General features: G+C 69.6%; 22 protein-coding genes. 9 read left to right on the forward strand and 13 right to left on the reverse strand.

Going from position 1 to position 21,282, the window contains the following annotated elements:
• Positions 1–8: 8 nt before the first annotated feature.
• The 10 genes from ACWER9_RS04595 to ACWER9_RS04640 all read right to left on the reverse strand — a co-directional run bounded on the left by ACWER9_RS04595 (position 9) and on the right by ACWER9_RS04640 (position 11,711).
• Entirely contained in the window at positions 9–1,907 is a 1,899-nt protein-coding gene (locus ACWER9_RS04595) for a hypothetical protein (RefSeq protein ID WP_452300471.1), read from the reverse strand.
• 134 nt (positions 1,908–2,041) lie between these two features.
• On the reverse strand, positions 2,042–2,824 hold the full coding sequence (locus ACWER9_RS04600; protein ID WP_452300534.1) for a class I SAM-dependent methyltransferase: 783 nt from the start codon (positions 2,822–2,824) through the stop codon (positions 2,042–2,044).
• A gap of 148 nt (positions 2,825–2,972) precedes the next feature.
• Entirely contained in the window at positions 2,973–3,371 is a 399-nt protein-coding gene (locus ACWER9_RS04605; protein ID WP_452300472.1) for a cupin domain-containing protein, read from the reverse strand.
• A 43-nt stretch (positions 3,372–3,414) separates the two neighbouring features.
• Positions 3,415–4,623, reverse strand: coding sequence for an iron-containing alcohol dehydrogenase (locus ACWER9_RS04610; protein ID WP_452300473.1), 1,209 nt, complete (start codon positions 4,621–4,623; stop codon positions 3,415–3,417).
• Between the two features lie 64 nt (positions 4,624–4,687).
• On the reverse strand, positions 4,688–6,148 hold the full coding sequence (locus ACWER9_RS04615) for an NAD-dependent succinate-semialdehyde dehydrogenase (protein WP_452300474.1): 1,461 nt from the start codon (positions 6,146–6,148) through the stop codon (positions 4,688–4,690).
• Between the two features lie 176 nt (positions 6,149–6,324).
• On the reverse strand, positions 6,325–7,401 hold the full coding sequence (locus tag ACWER9_RS04620) for an ABC transporter ATP-binding protein (protein WP_452300475.1): 1,077 nt from the start codon (positions 7,399–7,401) through the stop codon (positions 6,325–6,327).
• A complete protein-coding gene (locus ACWER9_RS04625; protein WP_452300476.1) occupies positions 7,401–8,468 on the reverse strand; it encodes an ABC transporter ATP-binding protein in 1,068 nt (355 codons plus the stop codon). Before ACWER9_RS04625 ends, ACWER9_RS04620 begins: the two co-directional genes overlap by 1 nt.
• Positions 8,468–9,379, reverse strand: coding sequence for a carbohydrate ABC transporter permease (locus ACWER9_RS04630; RefSeq protein WP_452300477.1), 912 nt, complete (start codon positions 9,377–9,379; stop codon positions 8,468–8,470). The genes ACWER9_RS04625 and ACWER9_RS04630 overlap by 1 nt, the downstream gene beginning before the upstream one ends.
• Positions 9,379–10,278: a carbohydrate ABC transporter permease gene (locus ACWER9_RS04635; RefSeq protein ID WP_452300478.1), complete on the reverse strand. Its 900-nt coding sequence runs from the start codon at positions 10,276–10,278 to the stop codon at positions 9,379–9,381. Before ACWER9_RS04635 ends, ACWER9_RS04630 begins: the two co-directional genes overlap by 1 nt.
• A 47-nt stretch (positions 10,279–10,325) precedes the next feature.
• On the reverse strand, positions 10,326–11,711 hold the full coding sequence (locus ACWER9_RS04640) for an extracellular solute-binding protein (protein WP_452300479.1): 1,386 nt from the start codon (positions 11,709–11,711) through the stop codon (positions 10,326–10,328).
• Between the two features lie 425 nt (positions 11,712–12,136).
• On the opposite strand from ACWER9_RS04640, the gene ACWER9_RS04645 reads away from it, so the two are divergent.
• From ACWER9_RS04645 to ACWER9_RS04665, 5 genes are all read left to right on the forward strand, one after another.
• Positions 12,137–12,841 (forward strand): GntR family transcriptional regulator, encoded by a 705-nt coding sequence (locus ACWER9_RS04645; RefSeq protein WP_452300480.1) that lies wholly within the window; start codon positions 12,137–12,139, stop codon positions 12,839–12,841.
• 88 nt (positions 12,842–12,929) lie between these two features.
• The gene (locus tag ACWER9_RS04650; protein WP_452300481.1) at positions 12,930–13,499 is read left to right on the forward strand and encodes a DJ-1/PfpI family protein; all 570 of its coding nucleotides are present in this window, start codon (positions 12,930–12,932) and stop codon (positions 13,497–13,499) included.
• 19 nt (positions 13,500–13,518) lie between these two features.
• On the forward strand, positions 13,519–14,340 hold the full coding sequence (locus tag ACWER9_RS04655) for an alpha/beta fold hydrolase (protein ID WP_452300482.1): 822 nt from the start codon (positions 13,519–13,521) through the stop codon (positions 14,338–14,340).
• A 117-nt stretch (positions 14,341–14,457) separates the two neighbouring features.
• Positions 14,458–14,853 carry a hypothetical protein gene (locus ACWER9_RS04660; RefSeq protein ID WP_452300483.1) on the forward strand — a complete coding sequence of 132 codons (396 nt, stop codon included), beginning with the start codon at positions 14,458–14,460 and terminating at the stop codon, positions 14,851–14,853.
• Positions 14,850–15,392: a TetR/AcrR family transcriptional regulator gene (locus ACWER9_RS04665; RefSeq protein ID WP_452300484.1), complete on the forward strand. Its 543-nt coding sequence runs from the start codon at positions 14,850–14,852 to the stop codon at positions 15,390–15,392. The genes ACWER9_RS04660 and ACWER9_RS04665 overlap by 4 nt, the downstream gene beginning before the upstream one ends.
• 13 nt (positions 15,393–15,405) lie before the next feature.
• Here ACWER9_RS04665 and ACWER9_RS04670 read toward each other — a convergent pair whose 3' ends face one another.
• The 3 genes from ACWER9_RS04670 to ACWER9_RS04680 form a co-directional block, all read right to left on the reverse strand.
• The gene (locus ACWER9_RS04670) at positions 15,406–16,206 is read right to left on the reverse strand and encodes an IclR family transcriptional regulator domain-containing protein (RefSeq protein ID WP_452300485.1); all 801 of its coding nucleotides are present in this window, start codon (positions 16,204–16,206) and stop codon (positions 15,406–15,408) included.
• Positions 16,207–16,307: 101 nt separating this feature from the next.
• Positions 16,308–17,102: a CoA-transferase subunit beta gene (locus tag ACWER9_RS04675; RefSeq protein ID WP_452300486.1), complete on the reverse strand. Its 795-nt coding sequence runs from the start codon at positions 17,100–17,102 to the stop codon at positions 16,308–16,310.
• Positions 17,099–17,932: a CoA transferase subunit A gene (locus ACWER9_RS04680; protein ID WP_452300487.1), complete on the reverse strand. Its 834-nt coding sequence runs from the start codon at positions 17,930–17,932 to the stop codon at positions 17,099–17,101. The genes ACWER9_RS04675 and ACWER9_RS04680 overlap by 4 nt, the downstream gene beginning before the upstream one ends.
• 224 nt (positions 17,933–18,156) lie before the next feature.
• Here ACWER9_RS04680 and pcaH point away from each other — a divergent pair, with 224 nt between their 5' ends.
• From pcaH to pcaD, 4 genes are read left to right on the forward strand one after another with little or no spacing between them, the layout of a single operon-like run.
• Entirely contained in the window at positions 18,157–18,873 is a 717-nt protein-coding gene (gene pcaH / locus ACWER9_RS04685) for a protocatechuate 3,4-dioxygenase subunit beta (protein WP_452300488.1), read from the forward strand.
• Positions 18,863–19,417 (forward strand): protocatechuate 3,4-dioxygenase subunit alpha, encoded by a 555-nt coding sequence (pcaG, locus tag ACWER9_RS04690; protein ID WP_452300489.1) that lies wholly within the window; start codon positions 18,863–18,865, stop codon positions 19,415–19,417. The genes pcaH and pcaG overlap by 11 nt, the downstream gene beginning before the upstream one ends.
• Entirely contained in the window at positions 19,410–20,531 is a 1,122-nt protein-coding gene (locus ACWER9_RS04695) for a lyase family protein (RefSeq protein WP_452300490.1), read from the forward strand. Before pcaG ends, ACWER9_RS04695 begins: the two co-directional genes overlap by 8 nt.
• Positions 20,515–21,279, forward strand: a complete 765-nt coding sequence (pcaD, locus tag ACWER9_RS04700; protein ID WP_452300491.1) for a 3-oxoadipate enol-lactonase — start codon at positions 20,515–20,517, stop codon at positions 21,277–21,279. Before ACWER9_RS04695 ends, pcaD begins: the two co-directional genes overlap by 17 nt.
• The last annotated feature ends 3 nt before the right edge of the window (positions 21,280–21,282 follow it).

Below are 21,282 nucleotides of genomic sequence, written 5' to 3' on the forward strand. Positions count from 1 at the left end.
GAGGAGACCTACGGACCCGTGATGGCGAGGAAGCCGGTGCCGGGTCGGTACATCAGGAGCCGGTCCGGGCGACCCGAGTGGTCCATGTCGTAGCTGATCATCTGGTCCGAGGTGCTCCCCAGGTCGAACCCTGCCACGCCCTGACGTGCCCGGAACACGGCCGCGAAGGTGTCGTCGGGTCGGTGCTGGACGACGAACAGGATGCCGGTGCCGGGTCGGTAGAGCGCCAGGTGGTCGGGGTTGCCGGTGTGCTGGTGGTCGAAGGCGACGATCCGGTCCTGCGGTGTGCTCAGGTTGAAGCCGCCGATGCCGCCGGAGGTGCTGCGGTGTACGGGCCACATGGTGCCGTCGGATGCGCGGGTGACGATGAAGACCGCGCCCTGTCCGGGCCGGTAGAGCACGAGCGTGTCCAGCTTGCCGGTGTGGTAGTAGTCGTAGGCGATCACCTGGTCGTGTTGTTCCCTGAGGTCGAAGCCCCCGATGCCGGTCGTGGAGGTGAACACGGGCGCGAAGGTCCCGTCGGGTCGGTGTTCGACGATCCACACGATGCCGGTGCCCGGCCGGTAGATCAGCAGGTGATCGAGTTTCCCCCGGTGCATGAAGTCGAAGGCGACGATCCGGTCCTTCGACGTGGTCAGATTGAAGCCGCCGATGCCCGAACCCGCAGAGGTGAACGAGGGCCGCCAGTCCGGGTAGGTCAGCGTGTCCGACACCGCGTCGTAGAGTTCCTGGTCCTTCGGGACGTACTCCTCGTCGACGATGCCGTACTCGCACGCCGGATCATCGGGACACCCCGACACGTCGCTGAACGTGAACAGGAACAGCGGCCCGGTGTACGGCAATGAGCGCCAGAGCTTGATTCCGTTGACCATCCAGTTTCGGAACTGTGCGGCGGGTTGGTTGAGATCGCCTCGCTTGCCGATGTTGTAGCCCCACTCGGTGGCCCAGATCTTCCGCGTCGTGTCGCCATGTCGGACCATGACGTCGTGAAGCCGGGCAAGCTCGCCGCAGAGCCGGCCCTGCGCGTCGGGGTATGGCGGGCCGAACGCGTTGAGCCACGGCTGGGCGCAGTTCGGTTCGTCGGCGGCGTGGAAGTCCGAGTAGGGATGGTGGGCCACCGCGTCGAACGAGTTGCCGAACCCGTTCTCGTACGCCCAGTCGAGCCAGGCCGAAGACGTCCGGTCCGGGTGCCCCGTCATCTCAGCGAGCCCGCCGGACCCGCCGGCCAGCACGACACAGCTCGCGCATCGCGCGTGCACGGCCCGGTAGGCGACATCGACCAGCTGCCAGTAGCGCAACCGGGTGGCGTCGTAGTCGGCGCCGTCGAACGTGCCGTCGCCGTTGCCGTCCCACTTGCCGAAGGCAGTCAGGTTCGGCTCGTTCCACACCTCGAAGGCGTCGATAAGTGACGTTCCGTCCGGCGCGGTCAGGCGCGCCATGGTCCGGTCGATGATGCTCCGCCAGTCCTCGTCACGGAGTGGGAACCACAGCTCGGGCTGCTTCTCGTCGTTGCGGTGGCCGTTGGCCCAGGGTGCGGAGAGGCCGAACATCAGCATCACCCGCATCCCTCGGGCCCGCGCCAGCGCCACCTGCCGCTCGACACGGTCCCACCGTGGCGGGTCACCGGGGATCCCTTCGACGTACCACCAGTCGAACCACACCCGCACGATCGGCGACCGCCCGGGCACGAACTCGGCCATCTTGTCGAGGTGCCGTGCGACCTCCTCGTCGCTGTCCAGTTGGGGCATCAGGCTGGACTCGGCGAACCCGACGTCCTGGTTGGTGAAGGTGTCGGGGGTAGCCGCCGCGGCGGCCGGAGCCGACGCCGCCTGCGGCGCGACGACGAGACCGCACGCGATCAGGGACGTGGTGAGGACGGCGATCAGCCGTGCAGAACGCCGTGCCATGAGTTGATCGTTCCCCCGGTCCCTCGTGCTCCCGCCCCACGCTTGCGGATCGTTGACGATAGGCTGGCGGGCCAGCCAGCGGTGGGGTCGGTCAGTCGGTCCGGGTCGGTGGCGACGACTCCCAGCATCCGCCTTCACCGAACCCGTTGGGCGAGCCTCAGCTCCGTCAGGTAGCGCTTGACGACCTGGCCCCCGTAGTCGACGTCGATGAGCCGGGCGATGGAGTTCAGCAACGCACTCTGCTGCGCATCCGGCAAGGCACGGTGACCGGAGTAGGTCAACAGCAGATCCAGGTAGGCCGCTGTCGAATACGGCGACTCCCACTCGTACCGGTAGAAGCTCGCAGGACCGAACCGCTCCGACGAGATCAGCTCCCGATCGTCCTGGGGAATGTCTCGAGCGGCTTCAAGACGCAGGCCCGGTGGGGTCGACGGATCGAAGCGCTCATAAAGCTTCTGAATCTCCACGAAGAACGCCTCAGTCCAGGTGCCACCGGCGATGTGGTGGGTGCCCACGGTGGCCAGCAGACCACCGAGACGCAGGGCGTCGGCAGACTTCGACACCCGCACGGCCGGATCAACCCAGTGGAACGCAGTCGCGGAGAACACCACGTCGAACGGCTCCTTGGGCAGGGGCCAATCCTCGAACGCCGCCGTCACGACCTCCACCGAGTCGAAGCCGGCAAGACTTCGCCGAGCGACATCGGCCATGTCCGCGCCCAACTCGACGGCCACGACCCGGTAACCCCGTTCCGCCAGCGGCACGGTCGCCTGCCCCGTACCACAGCCGATCTCCAACACCCGCGCGCCGGGCCCTACTCCGGCCGCGACGAGATCATCGAACATCGGTGCCGGGTACCGAGGTCGGGCACGGTCATACCGATCGGCGTCCTCATTGAATGTCTCTCGCAACCGCATGTAGTCATCGCTACCGCTCACTCCGAGAGAGTACGAGGGTCGTCTCGACCGCAGGTACTCCGCTTGAAAGCCCGGGGAAGTCGCAACGACGTGCCCGTACCAGGACCTCGTCCACCGGTCCCGCGAACCAGTGGACGAGGCGACGGGCTCACGCCAGGTGGAAGTCCGCGAAGTCGAAGCCCGGACTCACCACGCAACTGACCAGGACGTGCTCGTCACCCGCCGGCGTCGCGGACTGCCACTCGCCCGCCGGCACCAGGACCTGCGGGCACCGGGCGCTCAGGATCGTCGGCGGACTGTCCCGGCCGACCGTCAGCGCCAACGGCCCACCGGAGTGCCAGAACCAGATCTCGTCCGACCGCACGGTGTGCCAGGCCGACGAGTCGCCAGGTTCGAGGAGGAAGAGGATGGCCGTCGCGGCGGCACGGCTGCCCGGGTACCCGTCGGGTTCGAACTCGACGGCGGACCGGTAGGTCTCCCTGAACCACCCGCCTTCGGGATGCGGCTGGAGATCGAACTGTTCGGCCAGGGGCGGACGTGCGGTCATGAGGCCACTGTAGTGACGTCACAGCGGCGCGGGTCGGGACGTGTCAGGCCCGGTCCCCGGTCCAGGCCGCTTCGAGGATCGCGGTCAGGCTGGCGGTGTCGGTCGGACCCGGGTGGTTCTGGATCAGACGGGTGACGCCGCTGGCCATCTCCGCGAAGCGGGGGAGGTCGGCGCGTGCCACGCCGATGTCCGCAAGGGTGGGCGGGATGCCGATGTCGGCGAGGAGCCCGTCGAGCCAGGTGAGGAACGCATCCGCGGCCTCGTCGTCCGAGGCGTCGGCCACGTCGAGCCCACACACCCGGGCGAGGGCGGCCAACCGGTCGTCGACGGCGTCGCTGGCCGCGCGCAGCGCGTAGGGCAGGAGCAGCCCGACGCCCAGGCCGTGCGGAGTGTGCGTGGCCGCGCCGATGGGGTACTGGAGAGCGTGCGGAGCCGCGTTGCCCGCGTGGGAGAAGGCGAGTCCGGCGAGCATGGACCCGTAGGACATGTCCGCGCGAGCTTCGGTGTCGCCGCCGTCCCTGACCGCGCGACGCAGGCTCCGGGCGATCCGCTCCGCGGCCAGCAACGCGTAGTGGTCGGTGATCGGGTTGCGACCGAGGAACACCTGCTCCACCGGGTCGCGCGGGCCGTGCGGCCGGGGCCGCGCGGTGTAGCTCTCCACGGCGTGACAGAACGCGTCGATGCCGGAGTGCGCGGTGACGGTGGCCGGGCAGGAGTAGGTGAGTTCGGGGTCGACGATGGCGAAGTCCGGCACGATGTGGACGCTTGAGACGCCGACCTTCAGCGCGCGGTCCGGGTCGGTCAACACCGAGACGGGAGTGAGCTCGGAGCCGGTGCCGGACGTCGTCGGGACCGCGACGAGAGGGATCGTCGGCCCCGGCACCTTCGACTCGCCGTAGAAGTCGCGCGGTGTTCCGCCGTGCCGCCGGATGACGCCAACGATCTTGGCGAGGTCGATCACCGTGCCACCCCCGATGGCGAGGATGACGTCGGCGTCCACCTCGGCGGCGGCCGAGACGGCCAGGGCGACATCCGTCAGGGGCACGTCCGGGGTCGCGTCGGAGAACACCTCGACGGCCTCGACCTTCTCCCGCACGGCGGCCACGATCTCGGCCACGCCAGGTTGCCCCAGGAGGACCCGGTCGGTCACGACGAGGACCCGCGAACCACTCTCGGCCACCACTCGCGGGATGTTCTGCGCGACCCCTTCGCCCACTATCAGCTGGCGCGGTCCGCGGACGGTCTCAAGCATGTCGGTGCCTCTCTCGGAACGTCGGCGACGATGTGCGGGGCGTGCGCTCAGAGCAGGAGGCCGGTCACGGCAGGTCGATCGCCGCGTAGGTGACATCGAGGTACTCGAGGATGCCCTCGTGCGACCCCTCCTTGCCGATCCCGGACTGCTTCACGCCTCCGAACGGAGCCGACGGGTCCGAGATCAGACCACGGTTGACGCCGACCATCCCCGTCTCCAGCCCTTCGACGAACCGCAGTGCCCGTTGGAGGTCGCGGGTGAAGACGTATCCGACCAGGCCGTGCTCGGTGTCGTTGGCCTTCGCCAGCACCTCGTCGTCGGACGTGAACGAGATGATCGGCGCCACCGGGCCGAAGATCTCGGTCTTGAGCATCCGCGCATCGTCGGGCACGTCGACGAGGACTGTGGGCGGGTAGAAGTGGCCCGGCCCATCCGGACGCTCGCCACCCACCAGGACCCGGGCGCCGCGATCGACCGCGTCGGCGACCAGCTCGCCGATCGTGGCGACCGAGGCCTCGTCGATCAACGCTCCGACGTCCACGCCGTCGTCGAGACCATGGCCCACCGACAGCGCGCCCATCCGCGCCGCGAAGCGCGCCGTGAACTCCTCGCGCACCGGCTCCTCGACGTAGATCCGGTTGGCCGCGATGCAGGACTCCCCGATGTTGCGCATCTTGGCCACCATGGCGCCGTCGACCGCGACGTCCAGGTCGGCGTCGGCACACACGATCAGGGCCGCGTTGCCGCCCAACTCCATCGAGGTGCGCAGGACGTTGTCCGCCGCCTGTCGGAGCAGCACGCGCCCGACCTCGGTCGACCCGGTGAACGAGAGCTTGCGGGTCCGCGCGTCGGCGAGCAGTGCGGAGACCACCGCGCCGGAACGCTTGGTGGTCACCACGTTGACGACGCCCGGGGGAACGCCTACCTCCTGCATGATGCGGGCCAGCAACAGCATGGTGAGGGGCGTCTGGCCCGCCGGCTTGGTGATCGTCGTGCAGCCCGCGGCCAACGCAGGAGCGATCTTGCGGGCACCCATGGCCAACGGGAAGTTCCAGGGCGTCACGAAGACACACGGTCCGACCGGCTTCGGCACGGTGAGGACGCGGTACCCACCGGCGGGAGCGGTGCTGTAGCGCCCCTCGACGCGTACCGCCTCCTCGGCGAACCACCGGAAGAACTCGGCGCCGTAGGCGACCTCCGCCCGAGCCTCGGCGAGCGGCTTGCCCATTTCGAGCGTTATCAGCCGGGCGACCTCCTCGGATCGCTCGGTCAGTGCCCGGTACGTCGCGGTCAACAACTCCGACCGTTTCCGCGGCGGGGTCGCCGACCACTGCGCCATCGCCGCGCTCGCCGCGTCCAACGCGGCGAGCCCGTCGGCGACGTCGGCGTCCGCCACCTCGGCGATGGTCTTGCCGGTGGCCGGGTCCTCGACGGCGAATGTTGCTCCGCTCGCGGCGTCGCGCCAGGCATCGCCGATCCGGAGCCGCCGGTGCTCGGGGGCCAGGACGTTCATCGGGTCACTCACTTCGCCGCCTCCTGTGATCTTCTTGCTGATGTCGGGCGTGCCTGCACCCTCGCCCGGTGCGCGTAGACGGACGGGTCACCCACCCTCGGGCGGGCTGAGAGGTCGCCGGGCGGTGACGGTGCGCCGAGCCTTCACCACCGAAGGCGGACGCATGGTTCCGTCGCCGCCCGGTGCGGTTACCGCCCCGCCTCGGACAGCGACAGCCCGGTGTCCGCGTCGAACAGGTGCGCACGGTCCAGGTCGACCGTGACGTGCAGCCGCTCGCCCGGCGTACCGGTGACGGTGGGTCGTGCCTTCACCTTGAGGATCTCCGTCCCCACTCGGACGTCGACCACCGTCCGGTCACCGAGCGGTTCAAGCCCGTAGAGCTCTCCCGACAGTGACGCGTGCCCGCGCTGTTCGACGGACAGGTCCTCCGCGCGAAGGCCCAGCAGCAGCGCACGACCCTCCTCGGCCGTCGTCCAGCGGGGCCGAGGCAGCGTCCAGCCGTCCGCACCGACCAGCTGATCTCCCTCGGCGCGGCAGGCGAGCAGGCTGATCGGCGGGCTCCCCACGAACCCGGCGACCCACTTGTTGGCGGGGCGCTCGTACACCTCGGTCGGTGTGCCGACCTGTTGCACGGTCCCCTCCTTGAGGACCGCGACCTGGTCGGCCATGGACAGGGCCTCGACCTGGTCGTTGGTCACGTAGACGAAGGTCGCGCCGAGGCTGCGGTGGATGCGGGTGAGCTCGGTGCGCATCTCGACGCGGAGCTTGAGGTCGAGGTTCGTCAGCGGCTCGTCCATGAGGAACGCGCGCGGGCTGCGGACCAGTGCCCGGGCCAGGGCGACCCGTTGCATCTCACCGCCCGACAACTGCGCGGGACGACGCTGCAGCAGACGTTCGATGTGCAGCAGGTTCGACATCCGTTCGACGGCGGCGGCGATGTCGCTCGACGAACAGCGGCGTGCCCGCAGCGGCGACGCGATGTTCTCGTACACCGTGTGACGCGGGTAGAGGGCGTAGTTCTGGAAGACCATCGCCAGGTCGCGTGCGGCCGGGGTGTCACCTGTCGCGTCCCTCCCGTCGAGGTGCACCGACCCGGCGTCGAGCTTCTCGAGGCCCGCGATCGCTCGCAGGGTCGTCGTCTTGCCCGCCCCGGAGGGCCCGAGCACGACGAAGAACGAGCCGTCCGGTACGTCGAGCGTCACCCCGTCCAGGGCCTGGACCTTGCCGAAGGACTTGCGCAGCCCCTGCGCTGCCACGGTTCCCATCAGGCCACCAGCTCTTCCGTGCTCACGTCGTAGACCGCCGGGGTCCCGCCGGTGTGCCGCAGCCCGACCGTTGCGTCAGCGGCGAAACGGACGGTCGGTGGCATCCGAACCCGTACGTCGTGCCCGCCGCCGTGGTCGACCACATAGATGATCTCGTCGCCCAGCCACTCCGCCGAGACCACGCGGGCCGCGACCGAGCGGTCCGCCCCTGGTGCGGTGACCTCCAGCGCCTCCGGCCGGACGCCTGCGACCAGGCGACTGTCGCGCGAGAGGCCCGGTGGTGGCGTGAGGACCAGCCCGCCCTGACCGCGCAGCTTCCCGTCGGCCACCTCCACCTCGATGAGGTTCATCGGCGGGGAGCCGATGAATGCGGCGCAGAAGAGACTCGCCGGGCGGTCGTAGACCTCCAGCGGCGTGCCGATCTGCTCGACGCGGCCCTTGTTGAGGATGGCGATCCGGTGACCGAGCGACATCGCCTCGATCTGGTCGTGAGTGACGTAGACCATCGTCGCCCCCAGCTCTCCCTGCAGGTGCTTGATCTCCGTGCGCATGTCCGCCCTCAGCTCCGCGTCCAGGTTGGTGAGGGGTTCGTCCATCAGGAATGCGCGGGGTCGTCGCACCAGGGCACGCGCAAGCGCGACGCGCTGCTGCTCCCCGCCGGACAGTTGGCGCGGTCGCCGGTCCAGGAGCGCATCGAGGCGCATCAGCCGGGCGGCCTCGGCGACCCGCTCCTGCACCTCCGACTTGGGCAGGCCCTCGGCCCGCAGTGGGAACGCCAGGTTGTCGCGGGTTTTCAGGTGCGGGTAGAGAGCGTAGAACTGGAACACCATGGCGATGTCGCGCTCGGCCGGCGGCAGGTCGTTGACAAGCGTGTCACCGATGCGGATGTCGCCCGACGTCTGCCTCTCCAGGCCGGCGATGGCCCGCAGCGTGGTCGTCTTGCCGCAACCCGAAGGGCCGAGCATCACGAACAGCTCGCCGTCGCCGATGGACAGGTCCACGTGGTCGACCGCGACCGTCCCGTCCGGGTAGCGCTTGTGCAGCGCGGTCACCTCGATGCCCGCCATCAGCGTCGCACCGCCCCGAGCGTCACACCGGCGATGAGGTGTTTGCGGACCAGATAGGCGAAGACGAGCACCGGCAGGGCGAACACCACGGAGGCGGCGGCCACGAGACCCCAGTCCGTGGTGGTGCCACCGATGAGCCCGGCGATGGCGGGTGGGGCCGTCCGCACGCCGTCGCTTGAGGTGAGGAAGATGGCGAACACGAACTCGTTCCACGAGAAGATGAGTGCGAACACCGCCGTCGCGGCGATGCCGGGCACGAGCAGGGGAAGGGTGAACCGCCAGAACGCCTGGAGGCGGGTGTAGCCGTCGAGCATGGCGGCGTCCTCGTACTCTGCGGGCACCTCGTCGACGAAGCCCTTCATCATCCAGATCGTGAACGGGACGTTGAACGCGGCGTAGATGAGGATCAGGCCGAGCTTGCTGTCGATGAGCCCGACCTGGCGGTACATGAGGAAGATCGGGATCACGACCACCACGGGCGGCATGAAGCGGGTGGACAGGATGAAGAACAGCTGGTCCTTCTTGGCCTTCACGGCGAAGCGTGAGTAGGCCCAGGCCGCCGGCACCCCCAGGACGGTGGCCAACAGCGTGGAGACCCCGGCGACCACGGCGGAGTTGAGGAACGAGACGGACAGGGCCGAGCGACCGCCGCCGGGAGCGACGAACACGTCCTTGAAATGCTCCAGGGTCACCGTGAAGCCGAAGAACTTGGCCGGGATGGCGTAGACGTCCCGGTTCTCCTTGATTGACGTCTCGATCATCCACAGCACCGGAAAGAGCATCACGACGGCCAGCACGACCAGCAGCGCGACCTCCAGCCCGGAGCGGCCCCGGCCGCCCAGGCGGCGCGCGGGGGGCGTGTGGTCCCGGGTAGGACCTGTGGACACGGCCTCGTCGACGGAGACGGCCATCAGCCCTCCTTGAGCTTGTTCAGGTAGCGCAGGTAGAGCTGCGTGAGGACGATGACGACGAGGATCATGAGGATTCCGTACGCCGAGGCGGTTCCGGTGTTGAAGCCCAGGAACGCGACCTTGTAGACGTGGAACGACAACGTCTCGGTGGAGACACCCGGGCCTCCGTTGGTCAGGATGTAGACGAGGTCGAACAGCCGGAAGGCCTCGATGCCCCGGAACATCACGGCGATGAGGAGCAGCGGCCACACCAGCGGAAAGGTGATCGTGCGGAACTTGAACCACTCGGACGCCCGGTCGATCGAGGCGGCCTCGTAGAGGTACTTGGGGACCGCGCTGAGGCCCGCGAGTGCGATGAGCATGATGAACGGCGTCCACTGCCAGGTGTCGACCACGATCAGGGACACCAGTGCCGTCCGCTGCCGGGTGAGCCACTCCACCTGCCCCAGGCCGAGCGAGCCGAGCATGCTGTTGACCACGCCGAACTGCGCGTCGAGCATGAATCGCCAGAACAACCCGACCACGACCGGCGACAGCATCATCGGAATGAGGAAGACAGTGGTCAGCAGGCCTCGCCCGTGCGTACGCCGTGAGATCAGGTAGGCGATGGTGAAGCCGAGTACGGTCTGCAGGCCGACCGCGCCGATCACGTAGATCACCGTCGTCAGGGCCCGCTGGTGGACCTGCGCCGACGTCAGGATGGCGGTGTAGTTGCCGAACCCGATGAAGTCGGCGGGCCCCCCACGGGTGGCCGAGTAGTCGGTGAAGGACAGGACCAACGACCACAGCAACGGGAACACCGACATGGCGAGCAACAGCAGCAGCGCGGGGGAGATGAAGGCCACGGCGAGCCAGCGGTCGCTCAGCCGGAAGGACCGACCCGGTGCGGGCGACGTCACAGACGCCACCCGCCCGAGCTGATCGGTCTTCAGAGGTACGGGGTCTTTCACAGCCCGCCGCCGCCCTTGCGGCTGATCGAGTCGAGCACGGCCTGCTGCTCCTTGGCGATGTCGTCGAGCGCGTCCTTCGGCTTCTTCGCGCCGTTGAGAGCCGCGTTGACGTTGGTGTTCTCGATGTCGACGAGCCGCGCGTACTCGGGCACGTTCCACATGTCCCGCATCCGCGGGACCGAGTCGGCGTACACCTTGTTGAACGGCCCGGCGTTGAGGAACTCGGGTGACTGGATCGCGTCCGTACGCGACGGCACGCCACCGGCCGCGGCCCACTTCTTCTGGACGTCAGCCTGCTCGAACCACTTCATGAAGTTCAGGGCCTCCGCCTGGTTCGCGCTGGAGGAGTAGGCCGACACGTGCATCCCCATACCGCCGAGAGGCACCAGGTTCGTCTTCTGGCTCGGCAGGGTGGCGAAGCCCAGCTTGTCGAGAATCTGCTCGCGTGTGGTGCCGAGCGTCGATTGCTTCGGATCGAGCAGACCGCCACTCGCGGCGATCCAGTTGAACGCGATGCACGCCTTGCCCTGGGCGACCGCGGCGTTCACCTCGTCGATGAACCAGTTGCCGGAGCCCTTGGCGGTCAGCGGCTTCATCTTGTTGACCAGGACGTCCATCGCCTCCTGGCCCGCAGCGTCGTTGAGGACGCCGTTGATCTTGCGCGCCTTGGCGTCCCAGAGGTTGCCGCCGTAGACGCCGTTGACCGTGTTGTAGGTGACGGCCGCGGCGTCGGAGCCGTTGGCCTGGTGGAAAGCCAGCCCGCTGACGCCGGGGTTGTCCGCCTGGCACTTCGCGGCGGCTGAGATCATTTCGTCCCAGGTCTGCGGTGGCTTGTCGCCGATCAGGTCCTTACGGTAGATCATCGTCCAGGTGTCGCCGAGCAGCGGCAGGCCGTACAGGCTGGCGTTCTCGTCGCGCTTGCCGGTCTCCGCCTGGGGGAACTGGCCGTAGGCCGCCAGGAGGTACGGGTCGTAGGCGGCGACCTCGATGTTGCTCTTGACGAAGTCGGTGAGGTCGAGGATGTTGCCGTTCGTCACGGCCTCGCCGATGTGCTGCGAGTCCAGGATCGCGATGTCGAAGTCGGTCTTGCGCGCGGCGAACTGGGTGAACATCGCGTCGTGCCAGTTCGCGTTCGGCACGGTGTTGACCTTGATGGTCGCGTTCGGCCGCTCTTTCTTGTACTCCGCGTTCGCGAAGGCTTCCAGCGCCTTGGCGGGAGGCCAGTCGAACCAGATGAAGCTGAGGGTCAGCGGGTCCTTGGTGAGTTCCGGGATGGTGGCTGGTGCCTTGGGGGCGCTGGCCTTCCCGCCGTCGTCCTTGCTGTCGCCGCAAGCCGTCACGGTCGTGGCCAGCAACAGCATGGCCGCCGCCGCCAGCTGCACCCTTCGTCCGGGACCGGACAATCGCCCTGTTCGCTGGGGATACCGCATATTCTCGCCTGCTTTCTGGGTAGGAACTTCTAAGCCTCGCTATGTGCTTCGCCGAGCAGTTGCTGGGTGTTCAGGCGTGTCGCCGGGCTGTCGCGGGGGGCCGACCCCCGGACCGGCGTCACGAGTGCGCCGCGGTGTACCGGGTCTTCGTACCGTCGAGCTTGCTCACGGACGCTCCAGGTGATCGGAGTAGAGCGATGGCGGCGGTTCCGCGGCGGTGCAGGATGGCGGTCGGCCGTCACTTTTCCTATACGATCGTGTGGGGGCGTCAGCATGTCGCAGTGTGGTGACTGATGTCAACAGGTTCCCGAAGGCGTAAGAGAGGACCTCACGTCACAATGGACGACGAAGCGATGACCTCGCGGGGCCGGAGGGCCGTGACGGGCGGAACGTCGCCGGGAAGGGCCGGCGGCCGACTTGCCGACGAGGTGTACGACACGCTGCTCGGACAGCTGATGTCGCTACGGATCGAGCCTGGCTCCCGCGTCACGATCGACGTCCTGGCGCGGGAGTTGGGGGTCTCGCAGACGCCGATCCGGGACGCTCTCAACCGGATGGAGGCCGAGGGTCTGGTCGTGCGTGTGCCGCATGCCGGCTACCGCATTCCTCCGCAGATCACCCGCCACCGGTTCGAGGACATGCTCGAGGTCCGCCTGCTCCTCGAGCCGGCGGCGGCGCGCAGGTCCGCCGAACGCGCGTCCGCTGATCAGGTGGCCGGTCTGCGGCGAATGCTCGAGGAGATGGCGGAGTTGGAGGGGGGCGACGGGCCCACGGCCTATGGCGCCTTCGGGCTCCGCGACGCCGCCTTCCACGACCTCGTCGCCCTGAGCGCGGAGAACCAGGTCATCCGTGAGGTGCTCGCTCGCCTGCACAGCCACGTGCACCTCTTCCGGCTTCACCACGACACCCAGGTCACCCACCTGGCCATGGCCGAGCACGAGGACGTGGTGGCCGCGATCGCCGCGCGCGACCCGGATGCCGCCGCCTACGCGATGCGTCGACACATCCTGCGCTCCGGCGAGCGTTTCCGTCGATTGTTCGACGAGGTCGAGGGCGCGGACGCAATGGCGGTAGAGGCTTGACGGGCGGGCTGGGTCGAGTAATGCTATCGCCACCGAATCGGATCGGATTGGATCCACCACCCCAGCCCCCACATGCGAGGAGAAGCAGGTGCCCAGAGCGCTGCTCCTGACCGGCGACGCCGCCGAGGAACTCGACACCATGTATCCCTACTACCGCGTGCAGGAGGGCGGCTGGGACGTCGACGTCTCGTCACGGACGATGCGTGACGTGCAACTGGTCATCCACGAGTTCGACCCCAACTCCGACGCCTACGTGGAGAAGAACGGCCGGAAGCTGCCGGTCGACGTGCCGTGGGCCGAGGTCGACGTCGAGCGCTACGACGCCCTCATCATCCCCGGCGGACGTGCTCCCGAGTGGATCCGGGTCGACGCCGAGGTCAGGCGCATCACCGAGCACTTCTTCGCGCGCAACCTCCCCATCGCGCTGGTGTGCCACGGCGCGCAGGTGCCGGCGGTGTACGGGCTCCTGAAGGGTCGCAAGACGGCGTGCTTCCCGCCCATCACCGGCGACATGGAGAACGCGGGCGCGACGGTCATCGACGCTCCCGACGTGGTGGACGGCAACCTCGTCTCCTGCCGGGGATGGCCCGACATGCCGCAGTTCGGCAAGGCGATGATGGAGGTCTTCTCGAAGTCCGTCGACCCCGCATCGGCATGAGCACGTCCGGCCTGCCCCGGTGACAGCGCTTCGGACCGTCACCGTCGACGGCTGTCCCGTCCATGCCCTGGAGAGCGGTGACGGGCCCGCGGTACTGATGCTGCACGGCTCCGGACCCGGCACGACCGGGTCCGGAGCCTGGGCGGCGACGGCGCAGGCGCTGGGCGCGTCCTGGCACGTGGTGGCTCCTGACCAGGCCGGGTTCGGCCGAACACCCGTCCCGGCGGGCTCCCGCGGCGGGCTTCGACTGTGGACGCGGCAGGCCGCGGGTCTGATGGACGCGCTCGGTGTCGAGAACTACGCCGTGGTGGGTCACTCCATGGGTGGTGCCGTGGCGCTGGCACTGGCGGCCGCGCGCCCCGAGCGGGTCACCCGTGTCGTGGCCGTCGCGACGATGGGCGCCCCCGGGGCGCCGCTGTCCGCCGATCTCGACGCGCTCTGGGCAGCCCCCGCCGGGGCGCTCGGGGCACGAGACATGCTGAGTCGCCTCGTCCTCGACCAGGCGCTCGTGACCGAGGCGGCCGTCGACGCCCGCGCGACCGCGATGCGAGCCGGAGCGACAGCGTTCGCGTCGCTGTTCCCTCCACCCAGGGCACGATGGGTCGACGATCTGACCCTCTCGGCGCAGCAACTGGCGGCGATCCGCGCGCCCGTGCTGCTCGTGCACGGCAATGAGGACCGCGTCACCCCGCTCGGGACGGCAACCGCGCCCCTGCTCGAACACCTCGCCGACGTCCGTCTGCACGTGCTCGCCCGATGCGGGCACGTGCCGGCGGTCGAGCACCCGCACGAGTTCCGGCAACTGCTGTCGGGCTTCCTCCGCCAGGACCGGGGTCACTGACACCGCCTCGTCCTCGCTTCGCCGGCCATGTCGTGGGCGTCACTGGTAGCGGACTTCCGAGTCCGGTACCGTCGACGCTATCCGGACTCGGGGGTTCGGATAGCCGAGAGGAAGCCCATGACACCCGTACGCATCAGCGACGCCATCCGCGACGTGGCCTTCGAGCCCCGCCTTGGCCTGGAGGAGGCGCTGGACAAGTACTACGCCCCTGACCTGATCCACACCGGCGACGGTCGGACCCGTGACCGCGCCGCGTTCGCGGAGATGGTCGCCGGCATCCGCAGCAAGGTCGTCGAGGGCACGGTGACCGTGCTCGACGAGCTGTACGACGGTCTCACCTACGCCGAGCGGCACCGCTACACGATGACCATGACCGACGGAACCGTCGTTAACCGGGAGATGTACTACTTCGCCACGCTTGCCGAGGACGGTCGGTTCCAGCGGGTGCACGAGAGCGGCTTCGACGTCGACCAGGAGCCGGGGCTGCCGCTTGCCGACGCCTACCGACGGTGAGCGTGCCCCGGCGCGCGGACGCCCTGCGCAACCACGAGCGGGTGGTCGCGGCGGCCCGTGAACTGTTCGCCGAGCGCGGCCTGGACGTCACCGTGCCTGAGGTGGCGGCGCGCGCCGGGGTCGGACGGGCCACCGTCTACCGCAGCTACCCGACCAAGGACGAGCTGGTGCTGGCGGTCGCACAGGAGAGCTTCCGGTCGCTGCGGGTGCGTACGCTTGCCGCCCTTGCCGCCGACGACGCCTACCGCGCGTTGCTCGACTACGTGCCGGACCTGCTCGACCATCTCGCCCGCGACCGCGGCCTCGCGGCGGTGTTCTTCGAAGGTCGGCTGCTGCCCGCCGCGGACCTCGTCGACCTGATCGGTCGGCTGCTCGAGGCGGCGACAGTGTCCGGGATGCTCCGCCCGGACGTCGGAGCCATCGACGTCCGCGTCGTGCTGTGCGGCGTGGTCCGCCAGCTCATCGTGCTCGACGAACGCGACCCGGCCGTGTGGCGTCGCTACGCGAGTCTGATCCTCGCCGCCTTCCGCCAGGGGTGACACGCGCGACGGGTCATACGCGGGCCCGCGTCGCCTGACCGGGTACGAGGCGAAGGTCCGCCTCGATGCGGGAGGCTGCGGCCACGAGTGCCGGCACCAGATCGCGCCGGATGGAGTCGATGGAGTTACGGCTGGCGTGGACCGGGATGTTGACCGCGGCGACGACCCCGCCGTTGCCGTCCCGGATGGGGGCCGCGACCGACCGCAACCCCTCCTCCAACTCCTGGTCGACGATCGCGTAGCCCTGGTCGCGTATCCGGTGCAGCTCGGTCCGGAGCACCGCGCTGGACGCGATGGTGCGTGCGGTGGGTCGCGTGAGCGGCACCCGCTTCAGGTACAGCTCGACCTCCTGCTCGGGCAGGTGAGCCAGGAGGACCCGGCCGACCGATGTCAGGTAGGCCGGGAAGCGGGTGCCGACGGTTATCGACACGGTCATGATCCGGCTGGTGGGTACGCGGGCGACGTACACGATGTCGTCACCGTCGAGCACGCAGACCGAGGACGATTCGTGCACCTCGTGGACCAGCCGTTCCAGGTGGGGCTGGGCGATGTCCGGCAGGCCGATGCTGGAGAGGTACGCGTAGCCCAACTCCAGGATGCGCGGGCCCAACCGGAACATCCGGCCGTCGCTCTGCACGTAGCCAAGGTCGACGAGCGTCAGCAGGAAGCGTCGGGCCGCGGCTCGGGTGATGTCGCAGGCGCGGGCCACCTCGCTGAGGGTCAACTCGGGATGAGCGGCGTCGAAGACCCGGATGACCGCCAGCCCACGTTCCAGGGACTGCACGAAGTGTGGCTCGCGTGCCGGGTCGGCCATCGTGGTCCTCCATGGTGTCTTACCGCCTGGATCAGCCTAGTCACGCCCGAGACCTGCCCGGCCGGGCGGCGCGCGCCGGCGAAACGGGCCGTCCGGTCGCGCTAGCCGGTGCCCGCCCCGATCGTGGCCTGCAGTGTCCGCAGCGCCGCCAGTTCGGTGGGCGTGGGTGCCGTGCTGGTCGTGGGCGCGGTGGCCACCCGCAGCGGCCAACCGGTTGCGGCACACACCCGGTCGATGTCCACGCCCTCGTGGACCTGGGTCAGAGTCAGCTCGCAGCTGGTCGGGTCGGGCTCCAGGACGCCGAGGTTGGTGATCACGCGAGCCGGCCCGCGACCCCTGAGGTTGAGCCGTGCACGGTCGCCTGGACCGCGGCCATATCCCACCGAGGTGACGAAGTCGACGCGGTCGACGAAGGTGCGCGGGTCGTGCCGGGCGATCACGAACACCTCGCGGCACGACGCGGCGATCTCGGGCGCGCCACCAGCTCCGGGCAGTCGTACGGTGGGGTTGCGGTAGTCCGCGCCGATGACCGTGGTGTTGATGTTGCCGTAGCGGTCGATCTGCGCGGCTCCGAGGAACCCGACGTCGATCCGCCCGGGTTGGAGCCAGTAGTTGAACAGCTCCGGAACGGAGACCACCGCGTCGGCTGTCTCCGCGAGAATGCCGTCCCCGATGGACAGCGGTAGGTGCGTGGGTTTGGCGCCGATGGTGCCGGACTCGTACACGAGGACCAGGTTGGGGGCGTGGGTGCCGCGTGCCAGGTTGGCCGCGACGCTCGGTCGGCCGATGCCGACGAAGCACCGTGTGCCGTCGCGCAGCGCTCGCGCCGCAGCGATGATCATCATCTCCTCGTCGGTCCAGGTCGGCGCGGCCTGAGCGCTCCCGTCCACGGTCACGGTGTGGCGCCTCCGTCCGCTGCGGTCGCCGCGAACACGACCTCGTCCAACCACCGCTGGAACGTCGTACGGCTGCGGCTGATCGAATCCCACGTCACGTAGAAGTCGTTGTCCCGGTCGCTGTGGCCGTGTGCGTACGACGGGTGCGCGCCGCCCGGGACCTCGGCCACCATCGTGACCGTCCAGTGCGGCAGCACCACCGCCCCCGGGCGCTCCTGCAACCGGTCCACGATCTTCTCGACGGTGACGAGGGAGCGCCTGGAGGCGAGGACAACCTCCTTGTGCACGCCGGTGATGCCCCAGAACTGGACGTTGCCCGCGCGGTCCGCGCGCTGGGCGTGGACGATGCCGACGTCCGGGTTCAATGCCGGCACGGCGGTCAGCGTCTCCCCGGTGAAGGGGCACGTGATCGGCTTGATGGTGTCGGTCAGCCCGGTCAGATCGGTGCCGGCGTAACCCCGCAGCACCGCGAACGGGAGCCCCGAGGCGCCGGCAACGTACCGGTTCGCCATGCCGGCGTGGCTGTGCTCCTCGATCTCGAGCGGCACGGGCCAGGCGTTCTGGACGGCGTCGCGAAACCGCGGCAGTGAACCGACTCCAGGGTTCCCGGCCCACGAGAACACCAGTTTCCGGGCGCACCCGGCGCCGATCATCTGGTCGTAGACGATGTCCGGCGTCATCCGGACCAGGGTGAGGTTCCGACGCCGCTGGCGAATGATCTCCTGACCGGCCGCGACCGGGATGAGATGGGTGAACCCTTCCAGCGCCACCGTGTCGCCGTCGTGCACCAGGGCGGCGATGGCAGCGCGCAGGCTTGCGACTTCCCCCATCGGCACTCCTCTGTGCGCTAGGTGAACATCTGTGCGCTACGGCGACAGTACGGGTGGGCCCGGTACCCGTCAAACGTCCCTTGTGGTCCCGCGTGACCGCCGACCTGGCGGGTCGTCGAGACGTCGACGTGATCGTTGACCAAACTAGCGGGGACCCGTACGTTCCCTGTGAGAACGATCGTGCGCATGAGCCACGATGAGCCTGATTCCCTCTAGGAGGGTTCATGCGCCTGCGGCTGCCCTCGTATCAGCGGACCGAGGGGTTGCACCCGCCCCTGCACAGCCCGGAGTACCGCAGCACGCTGCTCCGCGCGCCGAGCCGACAGTTGGTGCTCCTGCCCCAGAACCTGACGGAGGTGACCGGCCCACTGCTCGGTCCGGGCCGGGTGAGTGACACCGACGCCGACCTGACCGCCGCGCCAGGCGGCGAGCCGCAGGGCCAACGGATCATCGTGCACGGCCGTGTCCTCGACGGTGACGGCCGACCGATCCCGCACACCCTCGTCGAGATCTGGCAGGCCAACGCCGCCGGCCGCTACCGACACGCCCTGGACACCTGGCCGGCCCCGCTGGACCCCCACTTCACCGGCGTGGGTCGCGTGCTCACCGACGAGGCGGGCAGGTACCGGTTCGTGACGATCCGTCCGGGCGCCTATCCCTGGGGCAACCACGACAACGCCTGGCGGCCGGCGCACATCCACTTCTCGCTCTTCGGCCGGGCATTCACCCAGCGGCTGGTCACCCAGATGTACTTCGCCGACGATCCGCTCTTCCCGTACGACCCCGTCCTCAACTCGATCCCGGACGAGAGGGCCCGCCAACGGTTGGTCGCGCGCTTCGACCTCGACGCCACAGTCCCGCACTTCGCCCTGGGTTACGAGTTCGACATCGTGCTGCGCGGCAGCGCGGCGACACCGATGGAGGAGCCGCATGAGGAGTGAGCTGACTCCGTCCCAGACCGTGGGTCCCTTCCTGCACATCGGGCTGCCCTGGCCGGACGGGCCCGACGTGGTGCCGCCGGACACGCCGGGCGCGATCCTGATCAGCGGCAGGGTCACCGACGGCGCCGGCGAGCCGGTCACCGACGCGTTGATCGAGACCTGGCAGGCGGACCCGGACGGCCGGTTTCCCCACCCCGACGACCCACGGGGCCCGGTCGGTGGTTTCCGAGGCTTCGGCCGCTGCCCGACCGACGCGGATGGTATCTACCGGATCCGCACCGTCAAGCCCGGAGCCCTGCCCACTCCGGACGGCTCGACCGAGGCACCACACATCAACGTCTCCATCTTCGGTCGTGGGCTGCTCGACCGCCTCGTCACCCGGCTGTACTTCCCCGACGAAGCGGCCAACTCCACCGACCCGGTGCTCGCCACCCTGCCCGACCCGGATCGACGGAGGACGTTGGTCGCCGTCGCCACGCCCGACGGATACCTGTTCGACATCCGGCTGCGCGGCGGTTCCGAGACCGTCTTCTTCGATGTTTGACGCGATGTTCTCCACACCGGCGGTCCTTGCGGCCACCGACGCCGATGCCTGGTTGCGGGAGATGCTGCGGGTGGAGGCGGCGCTGGCGCGGGCCGGGGCGACCGTCGGGCTCATCCCGGCAGACGACGCCGCGAGGATCGAGTCCGCCTGTGTACCGGAGTTGTTCGACGCCGCGGAGCTGAGCGCCCGCGCCGTCGCCTCGGCCAGCCCGGTCGTGCCGTTGCTGCTGGATCTGCGGGCGCGGGTGCCCCAGGCGACGGCCCGCTTCGTCCATCTCGGCGCGACCAGCCAGGACGTCATGGACACCGCCCTGGTGCTCATCGCCCGGCGCTGCGCGGATCTGATCCTCGGCGACCTGCGGGCGGTCGGTGACCTGTTGGCCGACCTCGCCGACCGGCACCGGGACACCCCCCAGATCGGGCGCACGCTCCTACGGCAGGCGGTACCGACAAGCTTCGGAGTGGTCTGCGCGGGATGGCTGGCCGGGGTGGACGAGGCGGCCGCGGGACTCGTCCGCGCCCGTGGACGACTGCCCCTGCAGTACGGCGGACCGGTCGGCGTCCACGACACACTCGGTGCGGCGGGACCGCAGTTGGCCGAGGCGCTCGGGGAACGTCTCGGGCTGCCCGTTCCCGCCCTGCCGTGGCACACCCGCCGGGGTCCTCTCGCCGACCTGGGCGCGGCGCTCGCCGCCGTCAGCGGTGCGCTCGCGACCATCGCGACGGCGATCGTCCTGCTGTCTCAGGACGAGGTCGCCGAAGTGGCCGAGGGAGCGGCCGGCGTGTCGTCGGCCATGCCCCACAAGCGGAACCCGGCCCGGTCCGCCCTGGTCATCGCCTGCACCCACCAGGTACCCGGCCTGGTTGCCACGGTCCTGGCAAGTCAAACGTCCGAGCTGCAGCGTTCGGCCGGCCGTTGGCAGGCCGAGTGGCCGACACTCACCACGCTGCTGCGGCTGACCGCCGCCGCTGCCGGGCACGCCCGTGCCGCGCTGGGCTCGCTGAGCGTGGACGCGGAGCGGATGACCGCCACCGCCGGACGGCCGGTCCTGCCGGAGGCGGCGGGCCTGCTCGTCGACCGCATACTCAAGGAGCACCGTGCTGCTCGCCCATGAGGTGACCGGGCCGCCGGACGCCCCGGTGCTCGTGCTGGGCAGCTCGCTCGGCACGACCCGCGCCATGTGGCGACCGCAGGTGACCGCGTTGTCCCGGTGGATGCGTGTCGTCGTGTACGACCACCGAGGCCACGGCCGCTCACCGGCCCCGGCGGGCCCGTACGACATCGCCGACCTCGGCCACGATCTGGTCGGCCTCCTCGACCACCTCGGGCTCGACCGCGTCCACTACGGCGGCCTGTCCCTCGGCGGCATGGTGGGGATGTGGCTGGCCGCCCATCGACCCGAGCGGGTGGACCGGTTGGCGCTGCTCTGCACCGCCGCGTACCTGCCACCGCCCGAGGTGTGGCTCGCCCGCGCCACCCACGTCCGCGCGCACGGCCCGGGGAGCCTGGCCGAGACGTTGGTGGACCGCTGGTTCACCGCCGACTTCGTCCGCAGTCGCCGCGCCGACGTGATCGCGCCGCTCGTCGCGGATCTGACGTCCACGCCGGGGGAGGGCTATGCGGCCTGTTGCGAGGCGATAGCGGCCATGGACCTACGCCCGGTCCTGCCGGCGATCACCGCGCCGACGCTGGTGGTCGCCGGGGCGGACGACCCGGCGACGCCACCAGTGCACGCCAGGGTCGTCAGCGAGGCGGTGGCCGGGGCCCGACTGGAGATCCTGGGGCGGGCGGCGCACCTCGCCAACGTGCAACGGCCGGCGGCGGTGACCGCACTCCTGCGCGAACACTGTCTGGGAGCATGATGA

It is taken from the genome of Micromonospora sp. NPDC003944 (assembly GCF_053605225.1).